This window comes from Fictibacillus enclensis, assembly GCF_030123385.1.
Taxonomy (GTDB): domain Bacteria; phylum Bacillota; class Bacilli; order Bacillales; family Fictibacillaceae; genus Fictibacillus_C; species Fictibacillus_C enclensis.
Genome location: NZ_CP126109.1, coordinates 215,489 through 239,476, shown reverse-complemented (window position 1 = coordinate 239,476; position 23,988 = coordinate 215,489). Strand labels below are relative to the sequence as shown.

The 23,988-nt window shown below is 47.7% G+C and carries 21 protein-coding genes, 14 tRNA genes and 3 rRNA genes; 1 reads left to right on the top strand and 37 read right to left on the bottom strand.

Annotation, left to right across the window (positions count from 1 at the left end; translation table 11 throughout):
- Positions 1-164: 164 nt before the first annotated feature.
- From tsaD to QNH15_RS01305, 24 genes are all read right to left on the bottom strand, one after another.
- Positions 165-1,181, bottom strand: coding sequence for a tRNA (adenosine(37)-N6)-threonylcarbamoyltransferase complex transferase subunit TsaD (gene tsaD / locus QNH15_RS01420; protein ID WP_283892016.1), 1,017 nt, complete (start codon positions 1,179-1,181; stop codon positions 165-167).
- Positions 1,181-1,630, bottom strand: coding sequence for a ribosomal protein S18-alanine N-acetyltransferase (rimI, locus tag QNH15_RS01415; RefSeq protein ID WP_283892014.1), 450 nt, complete (start codon positions 1,628-1,630; stop codon positions 1,181-1,183). Before rimI ends, tsaD begins: the two co-directional genes overlap by 1 nt.
- A gap of 9 nt (positions 1,631-1,639) precedes the next feature.
- On the bottom strand, positions 1,640-2,332 hold the full coding sequence (gene tsaB / locus QNH15_RS01410) for a tRNA (adenosine(37)-N6)-threonylcarbamoyltransferase complex dimerization subunit type 1 TsaB (protein WP_283892012.1): 693 nt from the start codon (positions 2,330-2,332) through the stop codon (positions 1,640-1,642).
- Complete coding sequence (gene tsaE, locus QNH15_RS01405) at positions 2,329-2,784, bottom strand: tRNA (adenosine(37)-N6)-threonylcarbamoyltransferase complex ATPase subunit type 1 TsaE (RefSeq protein WP_283892010.1); 456 nt, start codon at positions 2,782-2,784, stop codon at positions 2,329-2,331. The genes tsaB and tsaE overlap by 4 nt, the downstream gene beginning before the upstream one ends.
- Positions 2,785-2,798: 14 nt before the next feature.
- Positions 2,799-3,779, bottom strand: a complete 981-nt coding sequence (gene thiL / locus QNH15_RS01400) for a thiamine-phosphate kinase (protein WP_283892008.1) — start codon at positions 3,777-3,779, stop codon at positions 2,799-2,801.
- A gap of 175 nt (positions 3,780-3,954) precedes the next feature.
- Positions 3,955-4,030, bottom strand: a tRNA-Asp gene (locus QNH15_RS01395).
- 40 nt (positions 4,031-4,070) lie between these two features.
- A tRNA-Met gene (locus QNH15_RS01390) sits at positions 4,071-4,147 on the bottom strand.
- Between the two features lie 167 nt (positions 4,148-4,314).
- Positions 4,315-5,697: an amino acid permease gene (locus QNH15_RS01385; protein ID WP_283892006.1), complete on the bottom strand. Its 1,383-nt coding sequence runs from the start codon at positions 5,695-5,697 to the stop codon at positions 4,315-4,317.
- A gap of 596 nt (positions 5,698-6,293) precedes the next feature.
- A 5S ribosomal RNA gene (rrf, locus tag QNH15_RS01380) occupies positions 6,294-6,409 on the bottom strand.
- 64 nt (positions 6,410-6,473) lie between these two features.
- A 23S ribosomal RNA gene (locus QNH15_RS01375) occupies positions 6,474-9,412 on the bottom strand.
- Positions 9,413-9,630: 218 nt separating this feature from the next.
- A 16S ribosomal RNA gene (locus QNH15_RS01370) occupies positions 9,631-11,178 on the bottom strand.
- Together the 16S, 23S and 5S rRNA genes with 12 tRNA genes alongside form the textbook arrangement of a ribosomal RNA operon.
- A 175-nt stretch (positions 11,179-11,353) precedes the next feature.
- A tRNA-Ile gene (locus tag QNH15_RS01365) sits at positions 11,354-11,430 on the bottom strand.
- Positions 11,431-11,440: 10 nt separating this feature from the next.
- Positions 11,441-11,514 (bottom strand) — tRNA-Gly (locus tag QNH15_RS01360).
- 10 nt (positions 11,515-11,524) lie between these two features.
- Positions 11,525-11,601 (bottom strand) — tRNA-Pro (locus tag QNH15_RS01355).
- A 3-nt stretch (positions 11,602-11,604) separates the two neighbouring features.
- Positions 11,605-11,681, bottom strand: a tRNA-Arg gene (locus QNH15_RS01350).
- 42 nt (positions 11,682-11,723) lie between these two features.
- Positions 11,724-11,809: transfer RNA gene (locus QNH15_RS01345), tRNA-Leu, on the bottom strand.
- Between the two features lie 36 nt (positions 11,810-11,845).
- Positions 11,846-11,931 (bottom strand) — tRNA-Leu (locus QNH15_RS01340).
- 12 nt (positions 11,932-11,943) lie between these two features.
- Positions 11,944-12,019, bottom strand: a tRNA-Lys gene (locus QNH15_RS01335).
- 7 nt (positions 12,020-12,026) lie between these two features.
- Positions 12,027-12,101 (bottom strand) — tRNA-Gln (locus QNH15_RS01330).
- Positions 12,102-12,146: 45 nt separating this feature from the next.
- A tRNA-Asp gene (locus tag QNH15_RS01325) sits at positions 12,147-12,222 on the bottom strand.
- A gap of 69 nt (positions 12,223-12,291) precedes the next feature.
- Positions 12,292-12,366 (bottom strand) — tRNA-Glu (locus QNH15_RS01320).
- Positions 12,367-12,375: 9 nt separating this feature from the next.
- Positions 12,376-12,466, bottom strand: a tRNA-Ser gene (locus tag QNH15_RS01315).
- A 3-nt stretch (positions 12,467-12,469) separates the two neighbouring features.
- Positions 12,470-12,544: transfer RNA gene (locus tag QNH15_RS01310), tRNA-Asn, on the bottom strand.
- 132 nt (positions 12,545-12,676) lie between these two features.
- Positions 12,677-13,147: a SprT family protein gene (locus QNH15_RS01305; RefSeq protein WP_283892004.1), complete on the bottom strand. Its 471-nt coding sequence runs from the start codon at positions 13,145-13,147 to the stop codon at positions 12,677-12,679.
- A gap of 103 nt (positions 13,148-13,250) precedes the next feature.
- Between QNH15_RS01305 and cmpA the strand changes: the two genes are divergently transcribed.
- Positions 13,251-13,385, top strand: a complete 135-nt coding sequence (gene cmpA / locus QNH15_RS01300; protein WP_283892002.1) for a cortex morphogenetic protein CmpA — start codon at positions 13,251-13,253, stop codon at positions 13,383-13,385.
- Between the two features lie 25 nt (positions 13,386-13,410).
- On the opposite strand, the gene QNH15_RS01295 is transcribed toward cmpA, so the two are convergent.
- From QNH15_RS01295 to QNH15_RS01235, 13 genes are all read right to left on the bottom strand, one after another.
- Positions 13,411-15,588, bottom strand: a complete 2,178-nt coding sequence (locus tag QNH15_RS01295) for a Tex family protein (RefSeq protein ID WP_283892000.1) — start codon at positions 15,586-15,588, stop codon at positions 13,411-13,413.
- A 195-nt stretch (positions 15,589-15,783) separates the two neighbouring features.
- A complete protein-coding gene (locus tag QNH15_RS01290) occupies positions 15,784-16,392 on the bottom strand; it encodes a protein phosphatase 2C domain-containing protein (RefSeq protein ID WP_283891998.1) in 609 nt (202 codons plus the stop codon).
- Positions 16,389-17,180 carry an RNA polymerase sigma factor SigB gene (sigB, locus tag QNH15_RS01285; protein WP_283891997.1) on the bottom strand — a complete coding sequence of 264 codons (792 nt, stop codon included), beginning with the start codon at positions 17,178-17,180 and terminating at the stop codon, positions 16,389-16,391. The genes QNH15_RS01290 and sigB overlap by 4 nt, the downstream gene beginning before the upstream one ends.
- A complete protein-coding gene (gene rsbW / locus QNH15_RS01280; protein WP_283891995.1) occupies positions 17,146-17,631 on the bottom strand; it encodes an anti-sigma B factor RsbW in 486 nt (161 codons plus the stop codon). The genes sigB and rsbW overlap by 35 nt, the downstream gene beginning before the upstream one ends.
- Complete coding sequence (locus QNH15_RS01275; RefSeq protein ID WP_283891994.1) at positions 17,628-17,960, bottom strand: STAS domain-containing protein; 333 nt, start codon at positions 17,958-17,960, stop codon at positions 17,628-17,630. Before QNH15_RS01275 ends, rsbW begins: the two co-directional genes overlap by 4 nt.
- 61 nt (positions 17,961-18,021) lie before the next feature.
- A complete protein-coding gene (locus QNH15_RS01270) occupies positions 18,022-19,029 on the bottom strand; it encodes a PP2C family protein-serine/threonine phosphatase (RefSeq protein ID WP_283891992.1) in 1,008 nt (335 codons plus the stop codon).
- A gap of 10 nt (positions 19,030-19,039) precedes the next feature.
- A complete protein-coding gene (locus QNH15_RS01265; protein ID WP_129478414.1) occupies positions 19,040-19,441 on the bottom strand; it encodes an anti-sigma regulatory factor in 402 nt (133 codons plus the stop codon).
- Positions 19,442-19,443: 2 nt separating this feature from the next.
- On the bottom strand, positions 19,444-19,800 hold the full coding sequence (locus QNH15_RS01260) for an STAS domain-containing protein (RefSeq protein WP_061975879.1): 357 nt from the start codon (positions 19,798-19,800) through the stop codon (positions 19,444-19,446).
- Between the two features lie 12 nt (positions 19,801-19,812).
- Complete coding sequence (locus QNH15_RS01255; protein ID WP_283891987.1) at positions 19,813-20,628, bottom strand: STAS domain-containing protein; 816 nt, start codon at positions 20,626-20,628, stop codon at positions 19,813-19,815.
- Between the two features lie 170 nt (positions 20,629-20,798).
- Positions 20,799-21,149 (bottom strand): type II toxin-antitoxin system endoribonuclease NdoA, encoded by a 351-nt coding sequence (gene ndoA, locus QNH15_RS01250; protein WP_007200228.1) that lies wholly within the window; start codon positions 21,147-21,149, stop codon positions 20,799-20,801.
- A gap of 4 nt (positions 21,150-21,153) precedes the next feature.
- On the bottom strand, positions 21,154-21,435 hold the full coding sequence (locus tag QNH15_RS01245; protein WP_061975875.1) for a CopG family ribbon-helix-helix protein: 282 nt from the start codon (positions 21,433-21,435) through the stop codon (positions 21,154-21,156).
- 144 nt (positions 21,436-21,579) lie between these two features.
- Positions 21,580-22,767: an alanine racemase gene (gene alr, locus QNH15_RS01240; RefSeq protein WP_283891982.1), complete on the bottom strand. Its 1,188-nt coding sequence runs from the start codon at positions 22,765-22,767 to the stop codon at positions 21,580-21,582.
- A 129-nt stretch (positions 22,768-22,896) separates the two neighbouring features.
- Positions 22,897-23,931 (bottom strand): LolA family protein, encoded by a 1,035-nt coding sequence (locus QNH15_RS01235; protein WP_283891980.1) that lies wholly within the window; start codon positions 23,929-23,931, stop codon positions 22,897-22,899.
- Positions 23,932-23,988 lie beyond the last annotated feature (57 nt).

Below are 23,988 nucleotides of genomic sequence, written 5' to 3'. Positions count from 1 at the left end.
ATCCACAGTATTTTGTACACAGCTGGAATTCGCGGTTTTTCTGCTTTCATTTTATTTACACACAAATTCGTCTGACCTGTGGATAAGTTTGTCCACATCCACAATGAGGAGCAAAGAACAAAAAAATCCCTTCTTACCTGTTGATAAGAAGGGATTTTCTCGATTTATTGAGCTTCCAGATCCAGGCCCGGCACGCCATTGAGCGCCCAGTCGGCTCTTTTGCCTTTTTGATAAGCTACACTGCCCGCAGCACCAATCATCGCTGCGTTATCTGTGCATAAGTAAAGCGGCGGAACGACAAGCTCCTGTGGAAGATCCGAGAAACGCTCTTCCAGCGCCTTGCGCAGTCCCTGGTTCGCCGCTACACCACCAGCCAGCAACACTTGCTTGACGTCATATTCCCGTGCGGCACGTGCGGTTTTTTCCACAAGCACTTCGACGACGGAAGCCTGGAAACTTGCGGCCAGGTCTTCTGGTCGGATGGTTTCTCCGCGCTGGGCGGCATTATGAACGGTATTGATCACAGCCGATTTAAGTCCGCTGAAACTGAAGTCATACGAATCCGGCTCAAGCCAGGCCCGAGGAAGCTTCAGCACCGGTTCCCCGCTTTGTGCGAGCTTATCGATGTGCGGCCCTCCTGGATACGGAAGGTTGAGCGTACGAGCTACTTTGTCATAGGCTTCTCCCGCTGCGTCGTCCCGCGTCTCGCCAATCACCTCAAATGATCCGTGCTCTTTCATCAGAACAAGCTCGGTATGCCCTCCTGAAACTACAAGGGCCAAGAGTGGAAACTTCATTTCAGTGATCAGGCGGTTGGCATAGATATGACCCGCAATATGATGCACCGGCACCAGCGGCAGACCATGAGCAAACGCCAGCGCCTTAGCTGCGTTCACTCCGATCAAAAGCGCTCCGACAAGCCCCGGACCTTCCGTTACCGCCACAGCGGTCACATCGTCCATCGTCAGCCCTGCCTGCTGTAGTGCTTCCTCCGTCACGACCGTCATCTGTTCCACATGATGGCGTGAAGCTATTTCCGGAACCACCCCGCCGAACCGCTTATGGCTTTCAATCTGTGAAGCCACCACGTTTGCGAGAATTTCCGTCCCGTTTTTGATCAGCGCGACGGCTGTTTCGTCACAGCTCGTTTCAATTGATAATATGATTTCATCTAGTTTCATTAAAGCATCACCCACATGACTAACGCGTCTTCCCCGTTGTCGCTGTAATAATTTTTTCGAATACCGCCATCCTGGAAACCCAGCTTGCGGTATAAATTCTGTGCCACATAATTGGTCACTCTTACCTCAAGGCTCAGCCTTGCTGCACCATAACTTCCGGCCAGATGCATCGCCTGGCGCATGATCGCTTCCCCGAGCTTTCTGCCCCGGTATTCGGGACGGATCGCCACATTGGTGATATGCGCATCATCAATGATCACCCAGACACCGCAGTAACCAACCGTCCTGCGGTCTGCCTCGATCAAAAGATAGTAGGCAAATTGATTATGCACAATCTCGTTGTAAAACGCCTCCTGCGTCCAGGGCAACGTAAAGGAAGCATGTTCAATCTCTATAATGTCCTGAAGATCATGAACCGTCGCCAACCTGTATGTGAACGTCTCCTCCATGTTTCGCACCTACTTTTTCTGAGCTGCCAGCCAATTGGCTTCCGCTTCTGCAAGCTGAAGGTAACTCGGCACAAAATGATGAACCGGTTCCGGCTCACGTTCCATACCGATTCTACCCAATTCGGACGGGCGTGGATTGTGATCCGCAGCGCTTCCAAATACCGCCTGATCGCTAAGCTCCTCGGAAATCCGTTCCTTGTGCAGATCAAGGTCATTCCCTAGAAACAGAACCGGCTGATCCAGCTTTTTCAGCTCGTTTAACCAGTTCTCCCGCAACACCAGACGATCCTCTTTTACCGTTTGGAACTGTCCGTCTTTTTTGCCATACAGCCCTGTATACAGCTGGGTGCGTCTGGCATCAAACAGCGGACAGACATACCCGCCAAAATACTTGCCGTTTTGCGCGACCACTTCCAGGCTTGAGACCCCGACTAGTTCTTTTTTCAGCGTCCAGGCCATCGTTTTGGCGATGGTTACCCCGATTCTTACACCGGTATAGGAGCCCGGACCTTTCGCCGTAATTATCCGGTCCAGCTCGGCCGGCTTTACGTTGGCTTCTTTCATGACGTCATGAATCGCCGGCATCACCCGAACAGAATGATTTTTTTTTAAATTAGTAATATATTCACCGATCACTTTTTCGCCATCCAGCACCGCAATTCCCATTACGAGGTTGGAGGTGTCGATCGCCAGAGCTTTCATTTTTCTAACTCCTTACATACCTTAATAAACCGTTCACCGTCAGGAGTAAACTTTAATTCCCTTGTCTCATCTCCCGTACGCCGGATATCAATAGTTAATCGTTCTTCCGGAAGACGGTCGGCAATGAACTGTGCCCACTCGACCACCGTTACTCCTTCGCCTTCAAAATACTCCTCAAATCCGAGATCCTCGTCACTGTCTTCCAGCCGGTACACATCCATATGATAAAAAGGCACGCGCCCATTGTATTCTTTAATGATCGTGAAGGTTGGCGAATTGACGACCCGTTTAACTCCGAGACCCTTGGCCAAACCCTTGGTAAAGGTCGTTTTGCCCGCACCCAAATCTCCTTCGAGTGTCAGAACATCACCGGCCTGAAGCAGGGTTCCGAGCTTTTCCGCCAGTTCCGCCGTCTCTTCAGGAGAGGTTGTACTTATTATTAACTGTTCCATGTGATGCACCTCTATTACGAAAAATGATTGTATCCCGCCTTCAATAGTGGTTCCACGTGTGATCCCTTTTTAAGCCGCACACCGGGCTCCCCGCTGGAAACCTCGCCGATGACGGTTAACGTATATCCCGCCTTCTTACAAGCAGCTTCTGCCTGTGCAAAGTCGTCTGGCGACATCGTCCCAATCAGCTTATAGTCCTCTCCGCCGAAAAAGATCCATTGATCCTGTTGATCCTCGGGGTACATCTGGAGAACCGGACTCCTGGGAAGCTTGTCATGAAAGAGGGTAAGAACTGCACCGCTCGCTTCGGCAATCTCATTCGCCTCGCTTGCCACACCGTCACTAATGTCATTCAGCGACACCCGTTTGTCGGAGGCAGCCAAAATCCGTCCCTGCCCTACATGCGGCTCGGGAAACTGGTGCGCTTTTACGAGTTGTTTTTCTTCCGCGGTAAAGGGACCTGTTAACGACCGTTTCAGCAACAGATCCAGGCCGCCTGCCGAATCACCGACTGGCCCGGATAAAAACACCACGTCACCCGGCTTGGCATTGCTTCTCAGCAGTTTTCTGCCCGGCTCCACTTGTCCCATGACGGTAACCGACAAAACAAGCGGCCCTTTGGTCGAAACCGTGTCCCCGCCAATCAGGTCCATATCGTAGGCTTCTGCTAAGTCAGCCATCCCTTTATAAACCTGAGAAAGGTCCTCTTCCTCCCAGCTAGACGGAATCGCAATGGAAACCAGATAGTAGAGCGGAACACCGCCCATGGCCGCAATATCACTGATGTTGGCAGCCAGTGACTTATAGCCCACATGATAAGGGGTCATCGTCTCACTGGTGAAATGGATACCCTCCACCATCGTGTCCAGGCATACAATCTGATCCCAGGATGAACCTTGAACAAGGGCCGCATCATCGCCGATTCCCTGTATGACAGACGACTGGCGGTGGCCAGCCGGACTGATTGTTTTAATCCACTCAAACTCATCCCGCATCGTATGTACCTTTCCTTTGCGAATTTGATTTGAACTTTTTTAACTTATGAAAAAACCCTAGGCATCTGAGATCCTAAGGGTTATGTGTCTTTTATTAGTTTATCTTATTTCACTGAAAAAACCTATTTTTACATAAAAAAACACGAAACAAATTGTTTCGTTTACGTTTAAAAGATGGCGGACCCGACCGGGATCGAACCGGCGATCTCCTGCGTGACAGGCAGGCATGTTAACCGCTACACCACGAGTCCATTGGCTATATTTCTTGACTGTGATGCCAGAAATTAAAATTGGTTGCGGGGACAGGATTTGAACCTGCGACCTTTGGGTTATGAGCCCAACGAGCTACCAGACTGCTCCACCCCGCGATGATTTAAATGCTTACTGATGATGTTACTCACCGTAGCTTAATTTGGTAAATATTTTGTATGTCTGAGTCGACAATAATAAATATATCATGGAATTTGTTTTTATGCAACCCTTTTTTTTAGGAAGTTGCACGCCAACGTAATCGCTGGCGCACAACTGATTCTTATTATGCCACTTTCTTCTCATCTTTATTCTTTTTATGAAGCCCTTTGCCATAATAAAAGGCTACAAGTCCAAGGATCCAAAGTGGTCCGACAATGAGCGCAATACGTGTATCTTTGAAATATCCCATGATTCCAATCACCATCAGCAAGAATGCTAAAGCAATATACGAACCGTACGGCCAGAATGGCGTCTTGAACTTCAAATCCTTAAGGTCGTCCGCTGACAAAGACCTTCTGAACTTCATTTGGGAAAGGAGAATGGTTCCCCATGTCCAAATTGCACCAAATGTAGAGATACTTGTGATCCATACAAATACAGCTGAACCAGGGAACAAGTAGTTAAGCACTACCCCAATGAGCAAAGCCCCTGCGGAAAGCAAAATGGCCTTTGATGGAACACCTTTGGAGCTGATCTTTTTCAGCCCTTTAGGTGCCTGCTCCTGCTGTGCCAGGTTAAACAGCATGCGTCCCGTACTGAAAATACCGCTGTTACAGCTGGAGAGGGCGGCTGTTAACACTACAAAGTTGATAATACCTGCTGCTTGAGCGATGCCAATTTTCTCAAATGTAAGCACAAACGGGCTTCCTGTTGTCCCAATTTCATTCCATGGATAAATGGACATGATGACAAACAAAGCACCGACGTAGAATAATAAAATTCTCCAGAACACGGTGTTAATGGCCCGTGCCAATACCTTTTTCGGATTCTTGACTTCCCCGGCAGTTACACCGATCATCTCAATTCCCAGGAAGGCGAACATGACCATTTGCATGGACATCAAGATACCTTTAAAGCCGTTTGGCGCAAAACCTCCATGTGACCAGAGGTTGCTGATTCCAGTCGCAATTCCATGATTTCCAAATCCAAAGAAAATAATACCCAAACCAGAAATAATCAATGCGATAATGGCAACAATCTTAATCATGGCAAACCAGAATTCAAATTCACCATATGCTTTGGCGGTAATTAAGTTTACCGAAGCCATAATAACGAGGGCTGCAAGCGCCCAGATCCAATTCGGAACGTTCGGGAACCACTTCTCCATATAGATCCCCACAGCCGTAATCTCGGCCATACAGGTAACGACCCATAGAAACCAGTAATTCCACCCGGTGATATAGCCGGAGAGCGGTCCCAGATGATCCTTCGCATATCGGCTGAAAGAACCGGCAACCGGATTATGAATCGCCATCTCCCCAAGTGCACGCATAATAAGAAACATAACAGCTCCTGCAATGGTATAGGCTACAAGAATGGCCGGACCAGCGAGCTTAATCGCACTGGCTGAACCCAAAAATAACCCGACACCAATTGCAGCGCCCAGTGACATTAGCGTAATATGTCTTGATTCCAATCCACGATGAAGTTCCTCTTGTTGCTTCATTTCATGTTGTCCTCCCTGATGTCTGATTAAAGCGCTTTCATGCTTATTCTATCATATAGTATGTAATTCGACAAACTCATTCATTTAATGAGGATATAGCCCTATCCCTTGATAAATAAGGGTTTCTTTCGCCTCCACCTCTATGATTATACAGCTTATTAACCAAAAAGAAAATTGGATACATACAGGAGACGATGGGGCAACTTTGCCTCCCTTTTTAGTGGGTTTTTAAAAAATAAGGAGACTAATTAGGGGGTTTTTGAATAGTAAGGGACTAATTAGGAGCTTTTTTATTAAGTTTGTGGTCCGTTTACTCTCTTTGGAGAAGATACTTGGAAAGAAAAAGGACTTATTTAGGGATTTTCGGTGTGGGCGAAGCTGGGATGAGGCCTGTTTGTTCCCCTCGTGGCGGCGTTACTTGCGGTTCGACATGATTTAGTTGCGGGTTGGCCTCTCTTACTTGCGCTTCGACATGATTTAGTTGCGGTGATCGGGAATTTAGTTGCGGTTCGACACGATTTACTTGCATATCACGTCATTTTCATCTTTCGACAAAACAAAAAAGCACCGCTGATTTCTCAGCAGTGCTTTCATTTGCCCGGCAACGTCCTACTCTAACAGGGGGAAGCCCCCAACTACCATCGGCGCTGAAGAGCTTAACTTCCGTGTTCGGTATGGGAACGGGTGTGACCTCTTCGCTATTGCCACCAGACATATGTTTTTGAGGCATATTCCCTCAAAACTAGATAACTTCATCCAAACTTACTGATTTAATTAAGGATAAGCCCTCGACCGATTAGTATCTGTCAGCTCCACGTGTCACCACGCTTCCACACCAGACCTATCAACCTCATCATCTCTAAGGGGTCTTACTCACTTGACGTGATGGGAAATCTCATCTTGAGGGGGGCTTCATGCTTAGATGCTTTCAGCACTTATCCCGTCCACACGTAGCTACCCAGCTATGCCCCTGGCGGAACAACTGGTACACCAGCGGTGTGTCCATCCCGGTCCTCTCGTACTAAGGACAGCTCCTCTCAAATTTCCTGCGCCCGCGACGGATAGGGACCGAACTGTCTCACGACGTTCTGAACCCAGCTCGCGTACCGCTTTAATGGGCGAACAGCCCAACCCTTGGGACCTACTTCAGCCCCAGGATGCGATGAGCCGACATCGAGGTGCCAAACCTCCCCGTCGATGTGGACTCTTGGGGGAGATAAGCCTGTTATCCCCAGGGTAGCTTTTATCCGTTGAGCGATGGCCCTTCCATGCGGAACCACCGGATCACTAAGCCCGACTTTCGTCCCTGCTCGACTTGTAGGTCTCGCAGTCAAGCTCCCTTGTGCCTTTACACTCTGCGAATGATTTCCAACCATTCTGAGGGAACCTTTGGGCGCCTCCGTTACGATTTAGGAGGCGACCGCCCCAGTCAAACTGCCCACCTGACACTGTCTCCGAACCGGATCACGGTTCCAGGTTAGAATTTCAATACAGTCAGGGTAGTATCCCACCGACGCCTCCATCGAAGCTGGCGCTCCGACTTCTCAGGCTCCTACCTATCCTGTACAAACTGTACCAAAATCCAATATCAAGCTGCAGTAAAGCTCCATGGGGTCTTTCCGTCCTGTCGCGGGTAACCTGCATCTTCACAGGTACTATAATTTCACCGGGTCTCTCGTTGAGACAGTATCCAAATCGTTACACCTTTCGTGCGGGTCGGAACTTACCCGACAAGGAATTTCGCTACCTTAGGACCGTTATAGTTACGGCCGCCGTTTACTGGGGCTTCAATTCAGAGCTTCTCCCCTAAGGGATAACCCCTCCTCTTAACCTTCCAGCACCGGGCAGGTGTCAGCCCCTATACTTCGCCTTGCGGCTTCGCAGAGACCTGTGTTTTTGCTAAACAGTCGCTTGGATCTATTCACTGCGGCTCTCTCGGGCGATAAACCCTACCAGAGCACCCCTTCTCCCGAAGTTACGGGGTCATTTTGCCGAGTTCCTTAACGAGAGTTCTCCCGATCATCTTAGGATTCTCTCCTCGCCTACCTGTGTCGGTTTGCGGTACGGGCACCTCTTTCCTCACTAGAGGCTTTTCTTGGCAGTGTAGGATCAGGGACTTCGGTACTGTAATTTCCCTCGCCGTCACAGCTCAGCCTTCACGATTGCGGGATTTGCCTCACAATCAGCCTAACTGCTTAGACGCGCATTTCCATTCGCGCGCTCTCCCTACCTTCCTGCGTCCCCCCGTCGTTCAAACGGAAAGGAGGTGGTACAGGAATTTCAACCTGTTGGCCATCGCCTACGCCTTTCGGCCTCGGCTTAGGTCCCGACTAACCCTGAGCGGACGAGCCTTCCTCAGGAAACCTTAGGCTTTCGATGGACAAGATTCTCACTTGTCTTTCGCTACTCATACCGGCATTCTCACTTCAAAGCGCTCCACCAGTCCTTCCGGTCTGACTTCACCGCACTTCGAACGCTCCCCTACCACTGTACCTGACGGTACAATCCATAGCTTCGGTGATACGTTTAGCCCCGGTACATTTTCGGCGCAGAGTCACTCGACCAGTGAGCTATTACGCACTCTTTAAATGGTGGCTGCTTCTAAGCCAACATCCTGGTTGTCTGGGCAACTCCACATCCTTTCCCACTTAACGTATACTTTGGGACCTTAGCTGATGGTCTGGGCTGTTTCCCTCTTGACTACGGATCTTATCACTCGCAGTCTGACTCCCGCGGATAAGTCTCTGGCATTCGGAGTTTGACTGAATTCGGTAACCCTGTGGGGGCCCCTAGTCCAATCAGTGCTCTACCTCCAGGACTCTAGCCGCGAGGCTAGCCCTAAAGCTATTTCGGGGAGAACCAGCTATCTCCGTGTTCGATTGGCATTTCACCCCTACCCACACCTCATCCCCGCACTTTTCAACGTGCGTGGGTTCGGGCCTCCATTCAGTGTTACCTGAACTTCACCCTGGACATGGGTAGATCACACGGTTTCGGGTCTACGACAACGTACTATGGCGCCCTATTCAGACTCGCTTTCGCTGCGGCTCCGCCTTCTCGGCTTAACCTTGCACGTTATCGTAACTCGCCGGTTCATTCTACAAAAGGCACGCTGTCACCCGTTAATGGGCTCCAACTACTTGTAGGCACACGGTTTCAGGATCTCTTTCACTCCCCTTCCGGGGTGCTTTTCACCTTTCCCTCACGGTACTGGTTCACTATCGGTCACTAGGGAGTATTTAGCCTTGGGAGATGGTCCTCCCGGATTCCGACGGGGTTTCACGTGTCCCGCCGTACTCAGGATCCACTCAGGAGGGAACGAAGTTTCAACTACAGGGCTGTTACCTTCTTTGGCCGGCCTTTCCAGACCGCTTCATCTACCCCGTTCCTTTGTAACTCCATGTAGAGTGTCCTACAACCCCAGAGGGCAAGCCCTCTGGTTTGGGCTGTTTCCGTTTCGCTCGCCGCTACTCAGGAAATCGCATTTGCTTTCTCTTCCTCCGGGTACTTAGATGTTTCAGTTCCCCGGGTCTGCCTTCTCATATCCTATGTATTCAGATATGGATACCATCCCATTACGGATGGTGGGTTCCCCCATTCGGAAATCCCCGGATCAACGCTTACTTACAGCTCCCCGAGGCATATCGGTGTTCGTCCCGTCCTTCTTCGGCTCCTAGTGCCAAGGCATCCACCGTGCGCCCTTTCTAGCTTAACCTTTAACACGATCGTAAGATCGTTAAAAATAGTACTAAATCAGCGCACAACTAATGAATTAGTTGGCTTGTTTGGATGTTTCGTTATCTAGTTTTCAAGGAACATGGCCACAACAAATGTGTAACCTTATTATGAATTGAAAGAAACGATGTTCTTTCAAAACCAAACAAAAGCTCAGAGTAAGATTCATGAGGCACCTGAGTGCTCATGTCTCCATAGAAAGGAGGTGATCCAGCCGCACCTTCCGATACGGCTACCTTGTTACGACTTCACCCCAATCATCTGTCCCACCTTCGGCGGCTGGCTCCAAAAGGTTACCCCACCGACTTCGGGTGTTACAAACTCTCGTGGTGTGACGGGCGGTGTGTACAAGGCCCGGGAACGTATTCACCGCGGCATGCTGATCCGCGATTACTAGCAATTCCGGCTTCATGTAGGCGAGTTGCAGCCTACAATCCGAACTGAGAGTGGCTTTTTGGGATTGGCTCGGCCTCGCGGCTTCGCAACCCTTTGTACCACCCATTGTAGCACGTGTGTAGCCCAGGTCATAAGGGGCATGATGATTTGACGTCATCCCCACCTTCCTCCGGTTTGTCACCGGCAGTCACCTTAGAGTGCCCAACTGAATGCTGGCAACTAAGGTCAAGGGTTGCGCTCGTTGCGGGACTTAACCCAACATCTCACGACACGAGCTGACGACAACCATGCACCACCTGTCACTCTGTCCCCCGAAGGGGAAAGCTTGATCTCTCAAGTGGTCAGAGGATGTCAAGACCTGGTAAGGTTCTTCGCGTTGCTTCGAATTAAACCACATGCTCCACTGCTTGTGCGGGCCCCCGTCAATTCCTTTGAGTTTCAGCCTTGCGGCCGTACTCCCCAGGCGGAGTGCTTAATGTGTTAACGTCAGCACTGAGGGTGGAACCCCCCAACACCTAGCACTCATCGTTTACGGCGTGGACTACCAGGGTATCTAATCCTGTTTGCTCCCCACGCTTTCGCGCCTCAGCGTCAGTTACAGGCCAAAAAGCCGCCTTCGCCACTGGTGTTCCTCCACATCTCTACGCATTTCACCGCTACACGTGGAATTCCACTTTTCTCTCCTGCACTCAAGTCTCCCAGTTTCCAATGACCCTCCACGGTTGAGCCGTGGGCTTTCACATCAGACTTAAAAGACCGCCTGCGCGCGCTTTACGCCCAATAATTCCGGATAACGCTTGCCACCTACGTATTACCGCGGCTGCTGGCACGTAGTTAGCCGTGGCTTTCTGGTCAGGTACCGTCAAGGTACCGGCAGTTACTCCGGTACTTGTTCTTCTCTGACAACAGAGCTTTACGACCCGAAGGCCTTCATCGCTCACGCGGCGTTGCTCGGTCAGACTTTCGTCCATTGCCGAAGATTCCCTACTGCTGCCTCCCGTAGGAGTCTGGGCCGTGTCTCAGTCCCAGTGTGGCCGATCACCCTCTCAGGTCGGCTACGCATCGTCGCCTTGGTGAGCCGTTACCTCACCAACTAGCTAATGCGCCGCGGGCCCATCTGTAAGCGTCAGCCGAAACCGACTTTCAAAAAAGAAGCAGGCGCTTCTCGTTATCATCCGGTATTAGCTCCGGTTTCCCGGAGTTATCCCCGTCTTACAGGCAGGTTACCCACGTGTTACTCACCCGTCCGCCGCTAAATCAGAGGAGCAAGCTCCTCGTCATTCGCTCGACTTGCATGTATTAGGCACGCCGCCAGCGTTCATCCTGAGCCAGGATCAAACTCTCCAATAAAGTGTTTGATATAGCTCTTAAAGTTTAAAAATAAGAAATTGATGGGATTGTAAAATCCCTGACTTACTCTGGCTTTTGTTTGGTTTTCAAAGAACATTTAATCGCTACATCATTTGCGTAGCTTAATTATTATATCCATTGTCAGAGCGAATGTCAAGTGCATTGCCCTTAAAAATGGTGGGCCTAAATGGACTCGAACCATCGACCTCACGCTTATCAGGCGTGCGCTCTAACCAGCTGAGCTATAGGCCCAAAAATAAAATGGAGCGGGTGATGAGAATCGAACTCACGACCAGAGCTTGGAAGGCTCTTGTTTTACCACTAAACTACACCCGCATTGAAAAGATGGTCGGGAAGACAGGATTTGAACCTGCGACCCCCTGGTCCCAAACCAGGTGCTCTACCAAGCTGAGCCACTTCCCGTTATGGCGCGCCCTGAGAGATTCGAACTCCCGACCTTTTGATTCGTAGTCAAACACTCTATCCAGCTGAGCTAAGGGCGCGTATTATTCTTGATGGGTTTTATGTTATATATGAGAAGCTATTGGTGCGGTCGAGAGGACTCGAACCTCCACGGGGTTGCCCCCACTAGCCCCTCAAGCTAGCGCGTCTGCCATTCCGCCACGACCGCAAAGCAGTTAAAGTTATAAGTACATTTTTGAAAAAATGGTGCGGGTGAAGGGACTCGAACCCCCACGCCGTAAAGACACTAGATCCTAAGTCTAGCGCGTCTGCCAATTCCGCCACACCCGCATGATGTGTAAATGGTGAGCCATGAAGGACTCGAACCTTCGACCCTCTGATTAAAAGTCAGATGCTCTACCAACTGAGCTAATGGCTCATGAAGATGGCTGGGCTAGCAGGATTCGAACCTACGAATGACGGAGTCAAAGTCCGTTGCCTTACCACTTGGCTATAGCCCAATAATCATGATGCATTTCTTATTTAAATGTTGGTTTTAAGTAAAATGGCGGGCCCGACCGGGATCGAACCGGCGATCTCCTGCGTGACAGGCAGGCATGTTAACCGCTACACCACGAGCCCATTTTAATAAAACAGCTTGTCCGTTTTTTCTTCCGAAAAATACTTGGTTCTTTTCTTCCGAAATATACTTGGTGACCCGTACGGGATTCGAACCCGTGTTACCGCCGTGAAAGGGCGGTGTCTTAACCGCTTGACCAACGGGCCGATAAAAACTGGCAGAGAAGAAGGGATTCGAACCCTCGCGCCGCGTTAGCGACCTACTCCCTTAGCAGGGGAGCCCCTTGAGCCACTTGGGTACTTCTCTGTATGGCTCCACAGGTAGGACTCGAACCTACGACCGATCGGTTAACAGCCGATAGCTCTACCACTGAGCTACTGTGGAATGTGTTTTTGAGACATTTAAAATCATACTTGTTTTTTCTCAAAAAGTCAACTGTTTTTTTCATTTATTTTGTTTATGTAAACAGCAAGATGTCTTTCAGCGACTTTATTAATCTAACACAGATTTGAACACCTAGTCAACACTTTTCTCATCACTTTTAAAAAACAATTTCCCCCGGCATTTTCCGCACACGTATTTCCTTGTGTCAACCTTGCGCTTCCGCTTGTATTGCTGCTTACAGTCTGTGCATATATAGAGGTATTTATAAGCTTGGGTTGTTCGGGTACCCGGCAGGACTTCACAATATCTCAGACCGCCCACTTTTTTCAGCAGCTGTTTAAATTCATGATCTTTGTGCTGGTAGCCCCTTCCCTCGATATGCAGATGATAATGGCACAGTTCATGCTTAATGATACCCACTAATGCCTGCATCCCAAACTGTGTCATCTGCTTAGGGTTGATCTCTATATCATGGGACCTGAGTAAATACCTGCCGCCGGTTGTCCGTAAACGGCCGTTGAAACGGGCATTATGCCGGAAGGGTTTGTGAAAATAATCATTTGATACCTGCTCCACGAGCAATTGAAGTTCCCTTTGATCCATTTTCTTTCCTATCCTTTCTCCTTCTATAGAACAAAAAGTTGGTCACATCAACAAGCCATGAGACATAGACTAAATCACGCTTAAATACGCGGAGGTTTTGTCTATGCCCACATGGTTTAAGAAACAACTCAGAAAAGCTTATTTTCAAAAAGACCGTTATCAAATCCGTTTATTAAATCAATGCTGGTTTTTTTATAATCAAAAAAATAACAACACCGAAAGTAAAAGTCTTCCCTGACAAACAGAAACTTTTTGATTGGATATTACTGCGCCTCCGGAGGCAGCATGGTAAGAGCCACTCTTCCTTTATTGAGATCCACGCTATCCACCCAAACGGTAACAACCTGCCCAACGCTAACCACATCCATGGGGTGCTTCACAAAGCGCTTGGCCAGCTTGGAGATATGAACAAGGCCGTCCTGTTTCACGCCAATATCCACAAAAGCGCCAAAATCAACGACATTTCGCACCGTTCCTTCCAGCTCCATTCCTTGTTTAAGGTCTTCGAGCTTAAGGACATCGGTTTTCAGCAGGGGCTTTGAAAGCTCTTCCCGCACATCCCGGTTTGGACGAAGCAGTCCGTCCACGATGTCATGAAGAGTGGGCACCCCAATATTGAGTTGCGCCGCCATTGCTTCCACATCGATCAATTTCAGCTTGTCTTTCAGGCTATCTGTGCCGATTTCTGCTACCTCACTGTTCATTTCTTTTAAAAGCAACAGCGTTTCTTTATAGCTCTCCGGGTGAATGGCCGTTTGGTCGAGCGGATTTTTCCCGTCCGGAATTCTTAGAAATCCGATACATTGCTCGTACGTTTTCGCACCGAGGCGCGGAATCTTCTTCAGTTCTTCGCGTTTTTCAAACTTCCCTTTTTCTTCTCTCGCTTTTACAATATTTTGCGCAACGGTCTTGGACAAGCCGGCTACATACTGAAGCAAGGAAGAAGAAGCTGTATTCACGTTGACGCCTACCTGGTTTACTGCGGTTTCCACAACAAAGGTCAGGGATTCGTTCAATCGTTTTTGCGATACATCATGCTGATATTGTCCGACTCCAACCGATTTCGGGTCAATTTTCACCAGTTCAGCCAGCGGATCCTGCAGTCTTCGTACTATGGAAATGGCACTTCGCTCCTCCACCTGAAGGTCAGGAAACTCTTCCCTGGCGATTCCTGAAGCGGAATATACACTGGCTCCTGCTTCATTGACGATAATATAGGAAACCGGCTCCTTTAAACCTTTAATGGTATCGACGATAAATTGTTCGGTTTCCCTGGAAGCTGTTCCGTTTCCAATGGCAATGACATTGATACCGTAAGTATCAATCAGGCCTTTGACGACCGCTTCGGACTTTTGCACTTCCGATCTTGGCGGTGTTGGATAAATGGTCTGAATATGAAGCATTTTCCCCGTTTCATCCACAACACCAAGCTTGCAGCCCGTTCGGTAAGCAGGATCCACCCCTAAAACCATACGGCCTTTTAGCGGAGATTGAAGAAGCAGGTTCCTCAGGTTTTCAGAAAAGATGTGAATGGCCTGTTCCTCACCCTTATCGGTCAGTTCGTTCCGAATGTCTCGTTCGATGGAAGAAGCAATCAGCCTTCGGTAGCTGTCCTCAATCGCCTCTTGTAAATAAGGTGCAGCGGGAGATTCCGATTTCTTGATTACCGTCCGGTTCAGCCGCTGAATAATTTTTTCAGCAGGTGCTTCCACTTCCACCTTCAGAACGTCTTCTTTTTCGCCGCGGTTGATGGCAAGAATACGGTGAGGCACGATTTTGCCAACCGGTTCACTGTACTCATAATACATTTCGTAGACCTTTTTTTCGTCTTCTCCGTTTTTCTTTAAAGACGTTTGCAGCTGTCCTTCCTTAAACGTAAGGTCTCGGATCCACGATCGAATCGCCGCATCGTCTGAAATCTGCTCGGCTAGTATATCCTGCGCACCCGCGAGTGCTTCTTCAGGTGTATGTACCTCTTTTTCCTCGGACAGGAACTCTTTCGCCTTTGCCAGGACATCGCCTTGCCACGGCTGGCTCATGAGCCATTCAGCCAGCGCTTCAAGCCCCTTTTCCTTGGCTACCGTCGCCCGGGTTCTTCGCTTTTGTTTGTATGGGCGATAAAGGTCTTCGATTTCCTGCAGTTTTTTGGCGCTTGATATGGAATCCGCCAGTTCATCGGTCAGCTTTCCCTGCTCTCCAATCAGGCGCAGAACTTCTTCTTTACGTTCCTTTAAATTTTCTGTGTATTGCCAGCTATCCATAATATCTTTAATTTGAACTTCATCCAGGCCGCCTGTCAGCTCCTTACGATACCTGGCAATGAAAGGCACCGTGTTGCCGTCCTTCAATAACTCAATCACGTTTGCCACTTGTTTTTGTTTGATGCCCAATTCTTTCGCAATTTCAGTAAATCCTTGATCCAACTCTATTGTTTTTTCCAATAGAAGTACCCCTTTCGAATCCGTAAAAATTACGGGTATACCCTTTTAGTTTAACACTTTCCCGATGTTTTAACGAAAATTGATCAATGAATCCCATATAAAAAAGCACCCTTTGAAGGGCGCTTGGTCGGATGTAAAACCAAAAAAAAAGCCGAGGCAACCCGGCAGAGAGGTCCATCAAGGCCTCCAATGTGCTTATGCATGCGACACTTTTCCTACGAGGCAGGTAGCGTCATCAATTAATTTTTGAGAAAGAGTTCCGAGGTAAGCAGCCGATTCCCGAGGCGATATCATATTGGTTAGAATGGAACGGCTTTGCGTATGAATTTCCATTCCATCTGAATAAATGATAAATGCGGTCTGATCATCAAACGGAAATTGCTGTACACGGAACTTCTGCGGCTTTCCGGAAAGAAAACCAACCGTCGGAAGAGGGTAAATTAATTTACGGTCTTCCCCCGCCATCATAAAGCGGATATTTCCCACTCCCGCATAGCGGACGATGCGCTGGTTGAAGTCAATTTTAAAAATGGAAAGCACCGCTCCCCTGGTTCCTTTTAGCTCTTCATTGCATACTTGCATGATTTCCTCAACTTCTAATTGATGATTCTTTTCCACAGCGATCACTGCCGCTTGGGAGGCTTTTCTGGCTAAACCTCCGCTCCCCAGCCCGTCAGCTACCGCACAAATAAAATAATCACGGGTTTCCGTGACATAAAAACTGTCTCCACATAATTCATTACCGTTTTTGGGCTTTTGGAAAGAAGAGACGGCGATTTTGTCATAGGAAAAATCCTGGATCATTTCAAAGCCTCCGATGGTTCCACCCGAATCGCTTCACGAAGCTTCTCAAGTGCTCTCCTCTGCAGACGTGAGACATGCATTTGAGAGATATTCAGGCGCTCCCCTGTTTCTTTCTGGCTCAAATTCTCAAAATACGTGCATTTAAGGATTTCCTGCTCTCTTTCAGAAAGAACCGCAAATGCTTTCTGCAGGAGCATTCTCTTGTCGATTTGATCATAGCCGGCATCCTGTGTTCCCACGAGGTCTAACAGGGTTACTGTGCTGCCTTCCTGATCGGCTTCAATGGAACTGTCTACGGATAGGGCCTGGTAACTCTTGCCCATTTCCATCGTTTCCAGAACTTCTTCCTCCGTAACCTCCAGGTAATCAGAAATTTCCTGGATTTTCGGGGAACGCTGAAGCTCATTCGTCAGATCTTCTACAGCTTTTTTTATGCGGGGTCCAAGTTCCTTAATTCGTCTTGGCACATGGACGCTCCACGTTTTATCACGGATAAACCGTTTAATTTCACCTATGATGGTAGGGACCGCAAACGATTCAAACGAACGTCCAAAGTCGGCATCGTACCTTCGCAATGCAGCGAGCAGGCCGATCATTCCCACTTGGACCAAATCGTCATGAATGCTTTTCCCCTTGGAAAATTTTCGCGCTAGTGAGTGAACGAGATCTTCGTACTGTTGTACGAGTTTCGTTTGCAATATTTCATTTTGCGGATCGTTTTGCAGCTCGTGAATCCATTTATAAACTTCTTCTTTATTGTGTAGGTGCTGGTGAGGTCCTGTCGACATTTTCCTCCACCTCATCTCTGTGAAGATACTTCGTCATCATTACGATCACACCCGCTTCACCGCTGATTTCCACTTTGTCCATCAATGACTCAATTAGGAAGAGGCCCAGACCTCCTTCGTTCAATTGTTCTACGGATTTCCCTTCTACAGGTCCGAGTGATTGGTTTACATCATCGTAATCAAAGCTCTTGCCGTGGTCCACAACCATAATTTCGAGCCGGTTATCATACACCCCGCATCCGATGCGAATCTGTCCTTTTTCCAGCTCCGTATACGCATGATTTACAACATTGGTACAGGCCTCTGAGACAGCAATTTTGATATCTTCAATTTCGTCAAATGCAAATCCCATCCTGTTGGCAATACCAGAAATCGTCAGACGCACCACCCCGACATAATCGGTTTTGGCGGGTACCGTCATTTCGATAAAATCAGAGGCTTTATTACTCATCTGGCCTCCCCCTTTACCTCGTTGTCAATGTCCATTACCTCTGTCAGGCCGGTAATTTCAAATAAACGCTTAACCCTCTCGGTCATTCCGCGCAGCTTTAATGTCCCGTCGTTTTTTTTCGTGGACTTTAATGCTCCGACAAAAATGCCGAGCCCTGTACTATCCATATAATCAATGTTAGCCAGATCAATGACAATCTGGGTATTTTTCACCTCGGTCAGAGGAACCAACATCTCTTTTAGTTTTGGTGCGGTGTACGCGTCTACTTCTCCAGCTAGTGTTAAATAATGAACTCCATTCGTTTCTTCGTGGCTAATTTGCAAATTCATTTTTTTCCCCCCAGGATATTATCATAAACCCATAACACTAATTACCCGTTCTTAAAGAAGATTAAACCATTCTTTTTAGAATGATCAGGGTAAAGTCATCTCTCAATTCAAATTCCTGAAGTCGCTCGAGCTCATGAAATACCGAATCCACGATTTCCTGAGCCGGTTTGTGCATATTTTCACGGATGAGTGCAACAATCTCGTCTCGTTCAATGAACCCTTTGCTGGTCCTGCACTCCGTTACCCCGTCCGAAAGGAGAATAATCATATCTCCAGGATCGAGCTGCTTTTCATATTCTTTGTATTTCGTCGTTCTTGATACACCCAGCACAAGGCCTTTGGCAAACATGTCCTCAAACTCATCGGTTGCTGCTTTATAAAAAAAGCCGGGCTCGTGTCCGGCCCCGGCATAGTAGAATTTATGGACATCGGTGTCATAAAGCCCATATAGCATGGTTATAAACATGTTCGGGTGCACGTTCTGTTCAACGACTCTATTCAAATTTTCAAGAAGAAGGTTAGGCTGCATCCTTTGCTCAGGAAGACTGTCCATCGCGTATTTAATCATGGACATGCACAGCGCGGCAGGAATCCCCTTCCCGATAATATCCGCTACAGCCACGCTGATTGACTTGTCATCCTTTACAAAATTAAAATAGTCCCCGTTCATTTTCTTGGCAGGAACGCTTTTGACACCAATGTCAAGAGAATCCACCGTCGGCACATCACTGATTAAAAGTGTCTGCTGCATGCTTGCCGCCACTTCAATTTCCGATTCCAACTGTCGCTGGCGGGTCCTCAGACTCTGATGTTCGCGATACGCAAAACCGTACCCGATCATGACCTCCAAAAGAAAATCAAACGCGTCCTTCATTTCCTCGGTCATGTCAGGAAATAACTCATTTAGTACATTTATATGATGGCTGACCACATCTTCAGGCGAGATCTGCTGTTCAATCAGCTTTCGGCTGAACTGCTGTCCTTTGTATAGGGCTGTCTCGTTTTTCCCATTAAGATACGTTGTCAGCAAGTCTTTATATCGATCTATGATGAAATCTCGGTCGTTCATTTAATACCTCCTAACGAAGCCACTTCGTCGCAAGGATTTCAGTTCCGGAGTCAATCGTGGAATCAATGGTAAACTCGTCCATTAAACGCTTTACCCCCGGCAGTCCGGCTCCAAGTCCCCCGGAAGTTGTATATCCGTCTTCCATTACCTTACGAATATCCCTGATTCCAGGGCCATTGTCCACAGCAATGATGCGGAGGCCTTTTCTTCCCATTTGTTCCACGGGCTCAAGGCAGATCTTGCCGTTTCCTGCATATAAATAAATGTTACGTGCCAACTCTGAAATGGCGGTAGTGATACGAGCCTGGTCTACGTTGCCAAATCCGAGTTCTTTAGCCATATTTCTTCCCAATTGCCTTGCGCTTACGATATCCCATTCATTGCAAACTTCTACACAGGATTGGATGTCCATGCTCACCCCTCCAGTTCCAGCTGCAATTTATCAAGCCCTTGTTCCAGGTCAAGAGCCGTCGGAACCTCTCTCATTGAAATCCCCAGGTCGATCAATGTAATTGCTACTGCGGGCTGGATACCGGTCAATACCACTTGCGCTCCCATCAGTTTTGACATGCGGACAACGTCTCCCAGTACTTTTGCAATGAAGGAGTCAATCATGTCTACAGAGGTCAGGTCAATTACTACACCTTTAGCACCGGTGTCATGTATTTTGTTTAACAGGTCTTCCTGAAACTGCAGAGCAGTCTGATCATCGAGCTCTACCTGAATGGTAATAAGAAGATACTCATGCAGCTTCAAAATAGGAATTCTCATTTTCCCCACTCCCTATTTTTCATTAACAATTTGTTGGTTTGTAACTTCCAGAGCTTTTGCCATCCCTTTTTGCAGCGTGCTTTTGGTAGGGAACAGGCTGAGGTCAATCCCAAGGCTTACAATCGTTTGCGCAATTTCAGGACGTATCCCGACCAAAATGCAGGTAGATCCCAAAAGCCTGACGGCATCCGCCGCCTGAATGATGTGGTGGGCTACCATTGTATCGACAACGGGCACACCGGTTATATCAATAAGAACCACCTGTGAACGGTATTGAATAACACCTTCCAGAAGGTTCTCCATTATTAACTTCGCGCGTTCCGTATCAATGGTTCCGATCAATGGCATCACGCTAATATGCTGAAAGACCGGAATAAGCGGTGCCGATAATTCCAGCAACGCGGACTTTTGAATGGAAACGGTACGCTCCCAAAGCCGGGATGAATTTTCAACCACTGAATTTAGAATGGGATCCATCCAGCGGTCCACTTCCCTATATATTTCAAACGCCGCATTTTTTTGAATATCTTCTTCAGTGATGATTTCCAAAACTATACGGCGAAAGCATTGCAGCCCTTGTGTTAAATATTCAAGCGGCATATTCGCACGCAAAACTTTATCGAAAAAACGTTCCAATGTCCCGTCCACAGAAATATCTCCCTGGCTGATATGGCTAAAAAGGAGCGATAAAAAATCCTTGTTCAGCTGTTCACGCATGTAGGGTGTGATGGTGCTTGTTGTGGTTTTGTAATTCGCAATTTCCTCAGACCACAACTCATCTATTTCTGTGCGTTTATTCAGGATCATATCGATGATGGCCGCATTCAAATTCTATACCCCCTTACGTCGGTACACTACTTTCATTATTCCACTTATCATTCATTCTTGCAATCTTTTGCTATATAGTTCGCTGATAAACCGGATTTCCTGTTCCAACTTTCTCTGTAAGTTGTTTCCATTAAAAAAACCGCCACTTTCCCAGAAGAAAACGGCAGTTTTTAAAAGTCAATAAGACCAAGACTGATTTGTAACGCTTCATCAACGCGACGCATCATTTCATCGTCCAGATGCGTAATTTTGTCAGTTAGCCTTTGTTTATCAATTGTTCGAATTTGCTCCAGCAAGATAACAGAATCCCGTTCAAATCCGTACTTTTTCGCATTGATCTCTACATGCGTCGGCAGCTTCGCCTTTTGGATTTGTGCTGTAATGGCTGCAACAATAACTGTAGGACTAAATCGGTTACCGATATCATTTTGAATAATTAGAACAGGTCTGATTCCCCCTTGTTCTGATCCAACAACCGGGGAAAGGTCTGCAAAGTAAACGTCTCCGCGTTTTACGATCAAAGGCCTACACCCCGCTAACTAAGCGGTCTACGGTAATTTCAGCTTCCTCCTCTAAAAGAAAGGCTTCTGATGCAATGTTCAGATTAATTTTCGCCATTTCCATATAACCTTGTCTCATAGATTCACGAATGTGACGTTTCTTCTTTTCGCGAATATACATCTTGGTTGCCTGATGGATAAATTCGCTACGGTCCAAATTCTCATTCTTAATCATCCGGTCAATTTCATTGATAATCTGTTGAGGAAGACTGATAACGATCCTCTTTGTGTTCGCCAATTCGGACACACCTACACCTCCAGAGCAAAGCTTCTGCGATTTGCTACGATCATTCTTAACCACATATAATCTTATCATTTCACCAATTGGTTTGCAAAACGATTTCAAAGTAAAATATTCTTCATGTTTTTTAATAGTCCTGCTAATATTCTGCTAAAAATTTAAAATTACATTCACTTTTTCTAAAATTCGACCCTGTTTCTTATAAATCCGGGGTACTCGTGATGTAATTAAACAAGGGATTTCGTAGTTTATCGTATCATTTTGAAGTGCTACATCATCCATGGAGATCTTTTCGCTTCCCTGTTCCCCAATGAGGGTGACAAGGTCACCAACCTTCATTTCAAACGGCAGGCGCACCATGCATTGATCCATGCAGATTCTGCCCACGAACGGAACCTTGATTCCACCCGCAATCGCATGGCCCTGATTCGCGTAGCGCCTTTGCCAGCCGTCGGCATATCCGACTGGAAGGGTGCCGATCCACTCTTCCTCTGTGGCCGTATAGGTGGCACCGTAGCTAACCGTATCTCCTGGCTGCACTTTTTTCACATGAACCAGCCGTGTATTTAGCGTAAACGCCTCTTTCAGCGGAAACGGCAATACATTCTTGAGTTCGCCAGAAGGGGCCAGTCCGTACATTGAGATTCCGATTCTTGCAATATTGAAGATTTGCTTTGGAAAGCGGAGACTCGCCGCACTGTTCCCACAATGGATGTACCGTGGCACAGCTCCCAATTCCTTCAGCCAGGCCAGACTTTCGGAAAACCGTTCAAATTGCTGTTCCACCAGAGGAGATTCCAGTTCATCCGCTGTGGCAAAGTGCGTAAATACTCCTTCCAATTGGAGGGAAGGATACTTTTCTATCGTTAAGACAAGTTCCTGTGTTTCCTCTTTATCTCTTGTTCCAATCCGCCCCATGCCGGTATCCACTTTCAGGTGCAGTGCTACCGGCTGGCCACCCTGCAGGTGGGCCGAAGCTTCCCTTGCCCAGGACGCCTGAAACACAGTGAGCGCAATATTATACTTGGCAGCAAGAACTGCATCTTCCGGCCTTGTTCTGCCCAATACAAGAATGGGTGCCTTGATTCCTTGTTGTCTGAGGGACAATGCCTCATCCAATAGCGCCACGGCAAGATATGTGGCGCCGGCCTCCAGCGCGGTTTTCGCCACCGGCACAGCTCCATGTCCATAGCCATTGGCTTTAACTACCGCCATAATCTCGGTGGTGTCTGGCAGCAGGCGCCGGAACGAGCGGATATTTTCTTCGATGCAGGATAAATCAATCTCCACCCAGGTATCTCTATAAAACTCTCCAGTATCCAAACCTATCCGTCCCATCTATCTATATCATTTCATTCTAATCATTGGTCTATTCGTTATTCTACAACATCCACAGCAATTGTGTAAGAGCAAATAGAATAAAAATGGCTGATTCACCATTAAGGAATCAGCCGGCCACTTCTTTTATTATTTTGACCCTTGCGCGGAAACAGAACGGGCGATAGCCATCAGTTCTTCCTGATCCAGTGAGTTGGAGGCTAAAAAGAAATCGGTGCCTTTATACGTCCAGGAGATTGATTTGTCATTCATCGCACCCACCGTGAAGCCGAGATCCACCGGTTCTCCACCCGGCACCGTCAATCGTTCTCTCTTGGCGGCGGCTGTTTCTACCGCTACATTTTTTCGTTCAATCAATGTAAACGAATTTTTCTTTTCATCCGTGTAGCTGAGGACCACTTGTTTTTCCCCGTCGGCCATGACTTCTTTCTCATTCGTCAATTCAATATTTCCAGGACCCATATATTGCGGGTACAGCACTTCCATTTCTTTTTTCGGCTCACCGGCCTGGCTCATTGCCGGCAGCTCCAGCTGGGCGCCTGTCATGTTCGTTTCCATATCGAAGGCACCTTTATCAAACTTGGCATTGAACTTGACGTTTTTGAACTCCAGTTTAACCAGTTCCTTAGCATCCTTATCCATTATCCGGACCGAGCTCGGATCCAGGTCCTTATTTAAAATAATTTCCTGCTGATACAGGTTTTTGTTTTGATAGTTGGTTTTGGTATGGAAAACATATGAGTTTTCTTTTGCCTTAAACCCGCGGTCCGTGTCATTTAAAATATCGGCAGCTAGCGACTCAAACAAGTAGACCTGACTATTATTTTCCGGCCAATCGCTCTGAAATCTGAAACTTTTATTCAGCGCAGGCGTTAATACAAATACACCCTCTTTGTTTCTCAGGATCATCTGGCTCTGGTCCTTTTTGGCGTTTTTCAGGTTCACCCGGTAAAAGTTAGGTTTCTTGTGCCACACTTCAAGATTATACTGTAACGGTTTTTCGCCAGTATTCAGCGTCATGACGGCGTCCGCTTTATAGCCCGTCATTTCTTCCATTTTCTTATCCAGTGACGCTACAACATCTTCCTGGCTTTTTGCTCCGCAGCCTGCCAATCCGAATATGAACAGAAGCGCCATCAAGGATAATGATAGTGTCTTCTTCATTTTCTTATCCCCTTTGCCCTTTATTTTACAAAGGAGGATCACCGCTGCTGTGTCCGA